The organism is Pseudomonas sp. GW822-FHT04H02, assembly GCF_058800645.1.
The window spans coordinates 169,664-182,376 of record NZ_JBXAMM010000002.1 but is presented as its reverse complement, the minus strand read 5'-3'; the positions used below and the strand labels follow the sequence as shown (position 1 = coordinate 182,376).

The 12,713-nt window shown below is 61.3% G+C and carries 11 protein-coding genes; 10 read left to right on the top strand and 1 reads right to left on the bottom strand.

What is annotated here, in order from left to right:
- Nucleotides 1–185: 185 nt before the first annotated feature.
- The 10 genes from AC1RMG_RS07490 to AC1RMG_RS07445 all read left to right on the top strand — a co-directional run bounded on the left by AC1RMG_RS07490 (nucleotide 186) and on the right by AC1RMG_RS07445 (nucleotide 12,276).
- Nucleotides 186–749 carry a helix-turn-helix domain-containing protein gene (locus AC1RMG_RS07490; RefSeq protein ID WP_015634148.1) on the top strand — a complete coding sequence of 188 codons (564 nt, stop codon included), beginning with the start codon at nucleotides 186–188 and terminating at the stop codon, nucleotides 747–749.
- Between the two features lie 265 nt (nucleotides 750–1,014).
- Entirely contained in the window at nucleotides 1,015–1,422 is a 408-nt protein-coding gene (locus tag AC1RMG_RS07485; protein ID WP_041751953.1) for a hypothetical protein, read from the top strand.
- A gap of 113 nt (nucleotides 1,423–1,535) precedes the next feature.
- Nucleotides 1,536–3,161 (top strand): ABC transporter substrate-binding protein, encoded by a 1,626-nt coding sequence (locus tag AC1RMG_RS07480; RefSeq protein ID WP_011059237.1) that lies wholly within the window; start codon nucleotides 1,536–1,538, stop codon nucleotides 3,159–3,161.
- 309 nt (nucleotides 3,162–3,470) lie between these two features.
- Nucleotides 3,471–5,072 (top strand): ABC transporter substrate-binding protein, encoded by a 1,602-nt coding sequence (locus AC1RMG_RS07475; RefSeq protein WP_011059236.1) that lies wholly within the window; start codon nucleotides 3,471–3,473, stop codon nucleotides 5,070–5,072.
- A gap of 166 nt (nucleotides 5,073–5,238) precedes the next feature.
- Entirely contained in the window at nucleotides 5,239–6,645 is a 1,407-nt protein-coding gene (locus AC1RMG_RS07470; RefSeq protein WP_011059235.1) for an OprD family porin, read from the top strand.
- A gap of 78 nt (nucleotides 6,646–6,723) precedes the next feature.
- Complete coding sequence (locus AC1RMG_RS07465) at nucleotides 6,724–8,319, top strand: ABC transporter substrate-binding protein (RefSeq protein WP_041115960.1); 1,596 nt, start codon at nucleotides 6,724–6,726, stop codon at nucleotides 8,317–8,319.
- A gap of 73 nt (nucleotides 8,320–8,392) precedes the next feature.
- Nucleotides 8,393–9,403 (top strand): ABC transporter permease subunit, encoded by a 1,011-nt coding sequence (locus tag AC1RMG_RS07460; RefSeq protein WP_011059233.1) that lies wholly within the window; start codon nucleotides 8,393–8,395, stop codon nucleotides 9,401–9,403.
- 11 nt (nucleotides 9,404–9,414) lie between these two features.
- Complete coding sequence (locus AC1RMG_RS07455) at nucleotides 9,415–10,326, top strand: ABC transporter permease subunit (protein ID WP_011059232.1); 912 nt, start codon at nucleotides 9,415–9,417, stop codon at nucleotides 10,324–10,326.
- A gap of 10 nt (nucleotides 10,327–10,336) precedes the next feature.
- Nucleotides 10,337–11,305: an ABC transporter ATP-binding protein gene (locus AC1RMG_RS07450; RefSeq protein WP_011059231.1), complete on the top strand. Its 969-nt coding sequence runs from the start codon at nucleotides 10,337–10,339 to the stop codon at nucleotides 11,303–11,305.
- Nucleotides 11,305–12,276 carry a peptide ABC transporter ATP-binding protein gene (locus AC1RMG_RS07445; RefSeq protein ID WP_011059230.1) on the top strand — a complete coding sequence of 324 codons (972 nt, stop codon included), beginning with the start codon at nucleotides 11,305–11,307 and terminating at the stop codon, nucleotides 12,274–12,276. Before AC1RMG_RS07450 ends, AC1RMG_RS07445 begins: the two co-directional genes overlap by 1 nt.
- A 104-nt stretch (nucleotides 12,277–12,380) precedes the next feature.
- Here the strand turns inward: AC1RMG_RS07445 and AC1RMG_RS07440 are convergent, their stop codons facing one another.
- Nucleotides 12,381–12,623 (bottom strand): hypothetical protein, encoded by a 243-nt coding sequence (locus tag AC1RMG_RS07440; protein ID WP_015634142.1) that lies wholly within the window; start codon nucleotides 12,621–12,623, stop codon nucleotides 12,381–12,383.
- Nucleotides 12,624–12,713: the final 90 nt, after the last annotated feature.

Here is a 12,713-nt window from a genome sequence, read left to right as displayed (position 1 = left end):
GTCTTCCAACGGCGATAACCTTCGGCATCAAGGTTATCGCCGTTTTTCGTTACCGGCTATTTCAACCCGGACCCGGGGGAACCCGGCTTTGTGGTGTTAGAGTTATGCCCCCCCCGGTACGCAGCGGCTCAGATGTTGCTGACGTCCGCCGGGTATACTGCTTCTTTCCTATAAGAGTCTCTTCAATGACCGCAGATCGCATCGGCGAACGCCTGCGTCGCTATCGCCGCGCCGCCAAGAAAACCCTGCGCCAGATCGCCAGCGAATCCGGTCTGACCGCCAGCTTCCTCTCCCAGGCAGAGCGTAATCTCACGGGTGTATCGATCTCTTCCCTGGTCAATATCGCCAAGTCTCTGAACGTTCCGCTGAACGCCCTGTTCGACCAGCCGATCCAGGCGCAACCCGACTCCCACGACGGCAAGCGGGTGCGCTACACCATCGAAGGCCAGCCACTGGCCTACGAGCGCCTGTCCAGCTCCTTTCCCGGAAACCTGATCAACGCGGTCAAGATGAACATACCGGTGGGCTACCAGTCCGAGCTGATTTCCCATGACGGCTCGGAGTTCTCCTACGTGCTTTCAGGACAGATCGTCTACACCATCGAGGGCAGTCAATATCCCCTGAGTGCCGGTGACTCGGTGCACTTCGACGCCACCAAGACTCATTGCCTGGCCAACGTCGGCAATGGCCCGGCAGAAGTCCTGACCGTCACCACCATGGGCCTGTTCGACGACCATTCCGCGGCCTGAGCCCAGCGCACGGCCGTCAGTCGAACCCCTGGGACAAACCTGTGCACAAGGAGAAATGTTAGTCACGCTTAATTTTCGTTGACCACGATTTCAGCATGACTTAATTTCGGCATCGGCGAATCGACTATCAACAACACAACAAAGCGATCGCCGTCGCCGCACAGGGTCCATGGGGCTGCATCCACTCCCCATAAGAAGGCGAGTTTCCATGGCCCACAAGGCCAATCCTCAGATATGCCCTAGAAAAAGAAAAAATGAGGTTTGCATGGATAAGACCTTTCCGCTCCAGGTTTGGCAGACAACTGGTCTGATCCGCGGCACTACGCCGTCACAAACCCGCAGCGACCTCCACAGTGACAACCTCACTGCGAGCCCCGAATTCAGCACCTGCGACGATGTGCCGAGCACGCGCCATCGCCAGCAAAATTGCGGGCATCCGTTCTCCACGGCCTCCCTCACCCAGCCGCCCACCTCCATCCGGTCAGACAAGGCCGGGCGCCTGGGCCAAGCATCACCCGGCACACCAGCCAGCACCGCACCAAGAGTGGGCGCGATGGGCTTCGATTGCCCCGTGAAAAGGCAGCGCATGCACCACAAAACACCGGCGCAAACGATCAAATGCGTCAAGATTTATACAAATGCGTCATTCCTGTACGTTCGTTCCACTCTTTGAGACTTGTGGCAGCCCTGCATCTTGCATTGGGTATGAGGGCTGCATAAGTATCGGCGGGTCGACTCACAAGGTCGCCCTCTACACCAAAAATGACAACAAATCATGAGGCCACCATGTTCAAGAAAGCAGTCCTTCCGTTATTAGTCAGCGCCGGCTTGCTCGCCAGCGCACCCTTCGCCCAAGCGGCGACTAACCTGGTGTTCTGCTCTGAAGGGAGCCCGGCCGGTTTCGACCCTGGCCAGTACACCACCGGAACCGACTTCGACGCCTCAGCCGAAACCCTCTACAACCGCCTCAGCCAGTTCGAACGCGGCGGCACCGCGGTCATTCCGGGCCTGGCCACCAGTTGGGACATCTCGGACGACGGTCTGACCTACACCTTCCACCTGCGCGAAGGCGTCAAGTTCCACACCACGCCGTACTTCACCCCGACCCGTACTTTCAACGCCGACGACGTGCTGTTCACCTTCAACCGCATGATCGACAAGGACATGCCGTTCCGTAAGGCCTACCCCACCGAATTCCCGTATTTCACCGACATGGGGATGGACACCAACATCACCAAGGTCGAGAAAGTCGACGACAAGACCGTCAAGTTCACCCTCAAGACCGTGGACGCAGCCTTCATCCAGAACCTGGCCATGAGCTTCGCCTCGATCCAGTCCGCCGAATACGCCGACAAGCTGCTCAAGGAAGGCAAGGCCAGCGACATCAACCAGAAGCCGATCGGCACTGGCCCCTTCGTGTTCAAGAGCTACCAGAAAGACTCGAACATCCGCTACACCGGCAACAAGGACTACTGGAAGCCTGAAGACGTGAAGATCGACAACCTGATCTTCGCCATCACCACCGACCCCTCGGTGCGTATCCAGAAGCTGAAGAAGAACGAATGCCAGGTCACCCTCTTCCCGCGTCCGGCCGACCTCAAGGCCCTCAAGGAAGACAAGACCCTGAAGATGCCTGAGCAGGCAGGCTTCAACCTCGGCTACATCGCCTACAACGTGATGCCGGTCCTCAAGGGCCGTACCGATGCCAACCCGCTGGCCGACCTCAAGGTTCGCCAGGCGCTGGACATGGCGGTGAACAAGCCGCAGATCATCGATTCGGTGTACCAGGGCGCCGGCCAGCTGGCGGTCAACGCCATGCCTCCAACCCAGTGGTCCTATGACACCACCATCAAGGACGCCAAGTACGACCCCGAGAAAGCCAAGGAGCTGCTCAAGGAAGCCGGCATCAAGGAAGGCACCCAGATCACCCTGTGGGCCATGCCGGTACAGCGTCCCTACAACCCCAACGCCAAGCTGATGGCCGAAATGCTGCAGTCGGACTGGGCGAAGATCGGCCTGAAAGTGAACATCGTCAGCTACGAGTGGGGCGAGTACATCAAGCGCTCCAAGGGCGGCGAGAACCAGGCGATGATCATCGGCTGGAGCGGCGACAATGGTGACCCCGACAACTGGCTCGGCACCCTGTTCGGTTGCGATGCAATGAACGGCAACAACTTCTCGAAATGGTGCGACAAGCCTTACGACGCCCTGATCAAGCAAGCCAAGGCTACCTCTGATGTAGCCAAGCGCACCGAGCTGTACAAGCAGGCGCAACACATCCTCAAAGATGCAGTACCGATGACACCTATCGCTCACTCGACGGTGTTCCAACCCATGCGCGCCAACGTGCAGGATTTCAAAATCAGCCCCTTTGGCTTGAACTCCTTCTACGGCGTCAGCATCGGCAAATAAGGTTCTGCAACGGCGACGTCCATGACGTCGCCGTTGCTTTACCAGCCCGGCCCGCTGGAGCTCGGTCTCTACTGCGCAACGACCCGCCACTGGCGCACTGTCTTGCGAATTCAGAGCCGATTCCTACAGGCATTTCAGGTTCGACGCAGTTACCGCCCGGCCCTCGACCCTCAAGGTCGGTGCAAGGCGAAGCTGCGTCTGCCAACGGGCACCTGCCGCACGTAGTGGTTTGGCATCAATGGCCTGTACAGGCTCCAGGAAGGAGTCATGGCCCATTGTTCATCACAACAAAAATGGAGAAGTACGGTCATGCGTCATTCCTGGATTTTCCCGGCCCTGCTGGGCAGCGGCCTGTTGGCCGCCAGTTCGTTCGGCACCGCCGCCGAACGCAGCCTGGTGTTCTGTTCCGAAGGCAGCCCGGCGGGCTTTGACACCGCCCAATACACCACTGCTACCGACAACGATGCCGCCGAGCCTCTGTACAACCGCCTGGTGGAATTCGAAAGAGGCGCCACCAACGTGCTGCCAGCGCTGGCCAAGAGCTGGGACATTTCCGAGGACGGCCTCACCTACAGCTTTCACCTGCGCGAAGGGGTGAAGTTCCATAGCACGCCCTATTTCAAGCCGAGCCGAGACCTCAACGCCGACGACGTACTGTTCACCTTCAACCGCATGCTCGACGCCGAACATCCGTTCCGCAAGGCTTACCCGACGGAGTTTCCCTACTTCAACGGCATGAGCCTGAACAAGAACATCGCCCGGGTCGAAAAGACCGACCCGCTGACCGTAGTCATGACCCTCAATACCGTGGACGCGGCCTTCATCCAGAACCTGGCCATGAGCTTCGCCGCGATCCTTTCCGCCGAATACGCCGAGCAACTGCTCCAGGCCGGCACCCCGAGCCAGATCAACCAGAAACCCATCGGCACCGGGCCCTTCGTGTTCCAGCGTTACCAGAAAGACTCGCAGATCCGCTACAGCGCCAACCCGCACTACTGGGACCCAAGCCGGGTCAAGCTCGACCGGCTGATCTTCGCCATCAACACCGACGCCTCGGTACGGGTACAAAAGCTGCGGGCCGGCGAATGCCAGGTGACCCTGCACCCGCGCCCCGCCGATATCGACACGCTGAAAAACGACCCGAAACTGCAAGTCATCGAAAAGCCCGGGTTCAATCTGGGCTACATCGCCTACAACGTGCAGCACAAACCCTTCGACCAGCTCGAAGTGCGCCAGGCGCTGGACATGGCGGTGAACAAGCCAAGCATCCTCAACGCCGTGTACCAGGGTGCCGGGCAGCTGGCAGTCAACGCCATGCCACCGACCCAGTGGTCCTACGACGAAACCATCAAGGACGCCGCCTACAACCCGGAAAAAGCCCGGGAGCTGCTCAAGGCCGCCGGGGTCAAGGAAGGCACGCAAATCACCCTCTGGGCCATGCCGGTACAACGCCCCTACAACCCCAACGCCAAGCTGATGGCCGAGATGCTGCAGTCCGACTGGGCGAAGATCGGCCTCAAGGTGAAGATCGTCAGCTACGAGTGGGGCGAGTACATCAAGCGCACCAAGAACGGCGAACACGACATCAGCCTGATCGGCTGGACCGGCGACAACGGTGACCCGGACAACTGGCTGGGCACGCTGTACAGCTGCGACGCCATTGGCGGCAACAACTACTCCATGTGGTGCAACCCGCAGTACGACAAGCTGATCAAGCAGGCCAAGGTCGTCACCGACCGTGAACAGCGCAGCCTGCTGTACAAACAGGCCCAGCAACTGCTCAAGCAACAGGTCCCTATCACACCCGTGGCCCACTCGACGATCAACCAGCCGCTGAGCGCGAAAGTCGAAGGTTTCAAGGTCAGTCCTTTCGGCCGCAACGCCTTTTCGGGTGTCAGCCTAGCCCCATAACCGATGAGCCAAAACCCTGGGGGCGATTTTCGCCCTCACGCAGACGCTTTGCCTGAATTCGGCGATCAAGCCACATGCAAACGTTTGCGATGCCTTGAATGAGTTCCAAAAACCAGCCGGCCCAAAAAAACCGGCATTTAAAAAAGAAAACAAAGGAGCTTCACCCATGAAACTGAGCAGCAGCGCATTGTTAGCCTTGGCTATCAGTAGCATCACCGCCTCGGCCTATGCGGAGAACGTCAGCCAGGACTTCGTCCCGACTGAACTGAACGCCACCAGTGCCCAGGCTGAGACCAAGGGTTTTATCGAAGGGCAGAGCCTGTCGGGTACCACGCGCAACTGGTACGCCAACGAGCTGAAACGTCGTAACGACCGTTTTTCGTATAACCACAATGGTGTAGAGACCTCGACCCCGCGCCGTATCAACTGGGTCCAGGGCACCATCCTCAACTACACCTCGGGTTTCACTGAAGGCACCGTTGGCGTCAGCACGGAAGTCGCCGCCTACAACGCTATTGCTCTGGATCGTGACCGCAAGGACATCGCCGGCAAGAACAACCGCACCCTGACCCACTCCGACGGCGACGCCGTGGGCCAGTGGAGCAAGCTGGGCCTGGCCAACGTCAAGTTCCGCGTGTCCAACACCACCCTGACCGCCGGCCGGCAGAACTTCAGCACGCCGATCGTCGACGTCATCGGCAACCGTCCGCTGCCTTCGAGCTTTGAAGGGGTGAGTATCCACAGCGAAGAGTTCAACAACCTGTCGTTCGACGCCGGCAGCTTCGACCGGGTATCGCCACGGACCGAACAGAGCCTGTCCAAGTTCAGCTCCGAGTACAACAGCAACGGTGCCGAGACCGATCGCGTAAGCCTGGTCGGCGCCAACTACCAGCCGCTGAAAAGCCTGAAGACCAGCCTCTACGCCTCCAAGGTGGAAGACTTCTGGAACCAGTACTACTTCGGCGCCACCCACGAGCTGGGCGACAGCTCGGTGCTGAGCCTGACCACCGGCCTGAACTATTACAAGACCGTCGATACCGGCAAGAAGAAGATGGGCGAGATCGACAACGACACCTACTCGCTGTCGCTCGGCCTGACCCACCAGGCCCACAGCCTGACCTTCTCGTACCAGGAAATTAACGGTAACGAGTACTTCGACTACCTGCACGAAACCAACGGCATCTACCTGGCCAACTCCCTGCTCTCGGACTTCAACGGCCCGAACGAGAAATCCTTCCAGATCGCCTACGGCCTGAACATGGCCGAGTACGGCGTGCCCGGCCTCAAGTTCAACATCTACCAGGCCCGTGGCTGGGGCATCGACGGTACCCACTACAACGGCACCGCCTACAGCGGCGTCAAGGCAGACGGTACGGTCTATGGCGTACGCACCATGGACGGCGAGCACCACTACGAATACGGCATCGGTGCTTCCTACGCCGTACAGAGCGGCCCGCTGAAAGCCACCGCGATCCGTGCCACCTACACCACGCACCGCGCCAGCGAGAACCAGGCCGACGGCAACATCAATGAATTCCGACTGGTTACCACCATCCCGTTCAATATTCTCTAACCCACCAGTTGAAGGGCGGATTCATGACGAATCCGCCATTCAAGCTAATCTGGTTCAATCGATTGCAGAGGGTTCCTGATGAAAATGCTTCCCCTGAAAGCGGCCGTTGGCGCCGCCCTGCTGAGCGTCGCCCTGGGCGCCACAGCCAAACCCTTGGTGGTCTGTACCGAAGCCAGCCCGGAAGGCTTCGATATGGTCCAGTACACGACTGCAGTCACGGCCGACGCAGTGGCGGAAACCATCTTCAACCGCCTGGTGGACTTCAAGCCCGGCACCACTGACATCGAGCCGGCCCTGGCCGAATCCTGGGACATCAGCCCCGACGGCCTGCAATACACCTTCCATCTGCGCAAGGGCGTCAAATTCCACAGCACCGACTACTTCACCCCAACGCGCGAGATGAACGCCGACGACGTGCTCTGGAGCTTCCAGCGCCAGCTTGACCCGAAGCACCCCTGGCATGACAAGTCCAGCGTGGGCTTCCCCTATTTCGAAAGCATGGGCTTCAAGGAACTGCTGAAAAGCGTCGAGAAGATCGACGACCACACCGTGGTCTTCACCCTGACCCGCCGCGAAGCCCCTTTCCTCGCCGACGTGGCCATGGCCTTCTCGTCGATCTTCCCGGCCGAATACGCCGACAAGCTGCTCAAGGAAGGCAAGACCTCTGAGCTCAACAGCAAGCCCATCGGCACCGGCCCGTTCATCTTCACCCGCTATGCCAAGGACGCCCAGGTACGCTTCAAGGCCAACCCGGAGTACTTCCGCGGCAAGCCGCCGGCCGACCCGCTGGTGCTGGCGATCACCACCGATAACAACGTGCGCCTGCAGAAACTCAAGGCCAACGAATGCCAGATCGCCCTGTACCCCAAGCCCGATGACATTCCCAGCATCAAGGCCGACGCCAACCTCAAGGTCGACGAGCTGGCCGCCATGACCACCGGCTACATCGCCATGAACACCACGCGCAAGTACATGAGCGACGTGCGAGTGCGCAAGGCCATCGACATCGCCTTCGACAAGGAAGCCTACGTCAACAGCCTGTACGGCAAGGGCAACGCCCTGGTGGCCACCGGCCCGTATCCGCCGACCCTGCTGGGCTTCAACAACAGCCTGAAGAACCCGCCCCGGGATCTGGACAAGGCCCGCGCGCTGCTCAAGGAAGCCGGCGTACCGGAGGGTACGGTTATCACCCTGTTCACCCGCAACGGCGGCGGCCCGACCAACCCCAACCCGATGCTCGGCGCACAGATGATGCAGGCCGACCTGGCCAAGGTGGGCCTCAAGCTCGACATCCGCGTGATGGAGTGGGGCGAGATGCTCAAGCGTGCGAAAAACGGCGAACACGATATGGTGTCGGCGGGCTGGGCCGGGGACAACGGCGATCCGGACAACTTCCTGACCCCGAACCTGAGTTGTGACGCGGCGAAAAACGGCGAAAACTACGCCCGCTGGTGCAACAAGACGTTCCAGGATCTGATCGACGAAGCACGCTCCGACGCTGAACCCGCCAAACGCGCCGAGCTCTATGAAAAGGCCATGCTGGTTTTCGAACAGGATCAACCGTGGATCCCCATGGCCTATCCGAAAATGTTCACCGCCATGCGCAAGAACGTCGAGGGTTATCACATTAGCCCCCTGACCACTAACAACTTCGCTACCACCCAAGTGAAGTAATAAGAAACGCCCGCCGTCCTTGACCCCAAGGATGGCGGGAACGCCTAACCGGCTGATTGAGGTACTTCAGAAGATGTTTAGTTTTATTGCCCGCCGTGTGGGGTTGCTGATACCCACATTCTTCGGCATCACCTTGCTGACCTTCGCCTTGATACGCATGATTCCCGGCGACCCCGTGGAAGTCATGATGGGCGAGCGTCGGGTCGACCCTGAGATGCATGCCCAGGCAATGGAACGCCTTGGATTGAACAAGCCGCTGTACGCCCAGTACCTGGACTACATCGGCAAGCTGGCCCACGGCGACCTGGGCGAGTCCCTGCGCACCCGCACCAGCGTCTGGAGCGAATTCACCTCGCTGTTCCCCGCGACCCTGGAACTGTCCATGGCCGCCCTGCTATTCGCCGGCGTGCTCGGCCTGCTGGCCGGGGTGATCGCCGCCTTGAAGCGAGGGTCGCTGTTCGACCATGGGGTAATGGGGATCTCGCTGGCGGGGTATTCGATGCCGATCTTCTGGTGGGGCCTGATCCTGATCATGTTCTTCTCGGTAAGCCTGGGCTGGACCCCGGTTTCCGGGCGTATCGACCTGCTCTACGACATCGAGCCGAAAACCGGCTTCATGCTCATCGACACCCTGCTGGCCAAAGACACCGACGCCTTCTTCGACGCCCTGCAGCACCTGATCCTGCCCGCCATCGTGCTGGGCACCATTCCGCTGGCGGTGATCGCGCGGATGACCCGCTCCTCGATGCTCGAAGTGCTGCGTGAGGACTACATCCGTACCGCCAAGGCCAAGGGCCTGTCGCCGGCTCGGGTGGTGTTCGTCCACGGCCTGCGCAACGCGCTGATTCCGGTGCTGACCGTGGTCGGCCTGCAAGTCGGCACCCTGCTGGCCGGTGCGGTCCTGACCGAAACCATCTTTTCCTGGCCGGGCATCGGCAAGTGGCTGATCGAGGCCATCGGCGCCCGGGACTATCCCGTGGTGCAGAACGGCATCCTGCTGATCGCCTGCCTGGTGATCATGGTCAACTTCGTGGTGGACATCCTCTACGGCTTTGCCAACCCACGCATCCGTCATCAGCGCTGAGATCAAGACTAATGAGCACTCCAACTTCCTCAGTAGCAGTCGATCAAAGCCTGCTCTATCCGTCCGTCTACAAAGAATTCTGGCAGCACTTCTCCCGCAACAAGGGCGCGGTGGCCGGCCTGCTGTTCATGCTGCTGATCGTGTTCTGCGCACTGTTCGCGCCCTGGGTGGCGCCGCACAACCCCAGCGAGCAGTACCGCGACTTCCTGCTGACCCCTCCGGCCTGGCTCGAAGGCGGCCAGATGCAGTTCCTGCTGGGCACCGATGAACTGGGCCGCGACCTGCTCTCGCGCCTGATCCAGGGTTCGCGCCTGTCGCTGCTGATCGGCCTGTCGTCGGTGGTGATGTCGCTGATCCCGGGGATCCTCCTCGGGCTGTTCGCCGGCTTCTTCCCGCGTTTGCTGGGCCCGACCATCATGCGCCTGATGGACATCATGCTGGCCCTGCCCTCGCTGCTGCTGGCCGTGGCTATCGTCGCCATCCTCGGCCCAGGCCTGATCAATACCGTGATCGCCATTGCCGTGGTGTCCCTGCCGTCCTATGTACGCCTGACCCGCGCCGCAGTGATGGGCGAACTCAACCGCGACTACGTGACCGCCGCGCGCCTGGCCGGTGCCGGCCTGCCACGCCTGATGTTCATCACCGTGCTGCCCAACTGCATGGCACCGCTGATCGTCCAGGCCACCCTGAGCTTCTCCTCGGCGATCCTCGACGCCGCCGCCCTGGGCTTCCTCGGCCTGGGCGTGCAACCGCCGACTCCGGAGTGGGGCACCATGCTGGCCTCGGCCCGGGACTACATCGAACGCGCCTGGTGGGTCGTGAGCCTGCCGGGCCTGACCATTTTGCTCAGCGTGCTGGCAATCAACCTGATGGGCGACGGCCTGCGCGATGCGCTGGATCCGAAACTCAAGAACGCCGCCTGAGGAGATTCCCATGTCACTGCTAGAAATCAAGAATCTCAATGTCCGTTTCGGCGACGCCACGGCGGTGCCGGTGGTCGATGGCCTCGACCTCAAGGTCGACAAGGGCGAAGTGCTGGCCATCGTCGGCGAGTCCGGCTCCGGCAAATCGGTGACCATGATGGCCCTGATGGGCCTGATCGAGCACCCCGGCATCGTCACCGCCGATGCCCTAAGCTTCGACGGCCGCGACATGCTCAAGCTCAGCGCGCGCCAGCGCCGGCAGATCGTCGGCAAGGACCTGGCCATGGTCTTCCAGGACCCGATGACCGCGTTGAACCCCAGCTACACCGTGGGCTTCCAGATCGAGGAAGTGCTGCGCCTGCACCTGAAGATGTCCAGCAAGGCCGCACGCAAGCGCGCCATCGAACTGCTGGAAAAGGTCGAGATCCCCGGCGCCGCCAGCCGCATGGACGCCTACCCGCACCAACTGTCCGGCGGCATGAGCCAGCGGGTGGCAATCGCCATGGCGATCGCCGGCGAGCCCAAGCTGCTGATCGCCGACGAACCCACCACCGCCCTGGACGTGACCATCCAGGCGCAGATCATGGACCTGCTGCTGAACCTGCAGAAAGAGCAGAACATGGGCCTGGTGCTGATCACCCACGACCTCGCCGTGGTCGCCGAAACCGCCCAGCGGGTGTGCGTGATGTACGCCGGCCAGGCGGTTGAGGTGGGCCAGGTACCGGAGCTGTTCGACATTCCCGCGCACCCCTACAGCGAAGCGCTGCTGGCGGCGATTCCCGAGCACAGCCTCGGCGCCACTCGCTTGTCGACCCTGCCGGGCATCGTCCCCGGGCGCTACGACCGGCCTCAAGGCTGCCTGCTGTCGCCGCGCTGCCCCTACGTGCAAGACAACTGCCGCGCCCAGCGCCCCAGCCTCGACCCGAAAGCCGCCAGCCTGGTGCGCTGCTTCTACCCGCTGAATCAGGAGGTGGCGTAATGGCCGTCGTTCTTACCGCCCGCGACCTCACCCGTCACTACGAAGTGTCCCGTGGCCTGTTCAAGGGCCACGCCACCGTGCGCGCACTCAACGGCGTTTCCTTCGAGCTGGAAGCCGGCAAGACCCTGGCAGTGGTGGGTGAATCCGGCTGTGGCAAATCCACCCTGGCGCGGGCCCTGACCCTGATCGAGGAACCGTCTTCCGGCTCGCTGAAGATCGCCGGCCAGGAAGTCGCCGGTGCCGACAAGGCCCAGCGCAAGCAACTGCGCAAAGACGTGCAGATGGTGTTCCAGAGCCCTTATGCCTCGCTCAACCCGCGGCAGAAGATCGGTGACCAGCTGGCCGAGCCGCTGCTGATCAACACCAAGCTGTCGGCCGCCGAACGCCGGGAAAAAGTCCAGGCGATGATGAAGCAGGTAGGCCTGCGCCCCGAACATTACCAGCGCTACCCGCACATGTTCTCCGGGGGGCAGCGCCAGCGTATCGCCCTGGCCCGGGCAATGATGCTGCAGCCCAAGGTTCTGGTGGCGGACGAACCGACCTCGGCCCTGGACGTATCGATCCAGGCCCAGGTATTGAACCTGTTCATGGACCTGCAGCAGGAATTCAACACCGCCTACGTGTTCATTTCCCACAACCTGGCAGTGGTGCGCCACGTGGCCGACCAGGTGCTGGTGATGTACCTCGGCCGGCCGGTGGAAATGGGCCCCAAGGAGGACATCTACACCCGCCCCCTGCACCCCTACACCCAGGCCCTGCTGTCGGCGACACCAACCATCCACCCGGACCCGGACAAGCCGAAGATCAAGATCGTCGGCGAGCTGCCCAACCCGCTGAACCCACCACCGGGCTGCGCCTTCCACAAGCGCTGCCCTTATGCCACCGAGCGTTGCAGCACTGAAGAGCCGGCCCTGCGCCAGCTCGACAGCCGCCAGGTGGCCTGCCACTACGCCGAGCAATTCGTGCTGTAGCGGCCATGAAAAAGGCGCTCCCGGATGCCTCCGGGAGCGCCTGAACCTTGTTCGACCCGCCCCCGGCGACGGATTGCGCATCAGTCCGTCGTCGGGGGTTTCTTTTAGCCCTGGCTGTCGCCGTCATCCTCGTCGGTGGTCTGGTCGTCATCGCCGGAACTGCCACCCTGGCCTTCATCGCCCGGCTCCGATTCGGACTTGGCAAGCATCTGCACCGGTGCGCTCTGGCTCGAGGAGTAACCCGGCTCGCTCACCTGCATCAGGTTGTGGGCCCAGGCCGCCGAGGTTCCGAGCGACAGCATCACCAGCACTTTGATCAACAGCACAACGCGTTGGAAAATTCTCATAGCCGATTCCATCCTTTCATAGGTGAATCATCGATGGCTGCGCGCCAGCCTTGCGGCGGCCACAGCACTGTCTGAAACCTAGTCGTGATA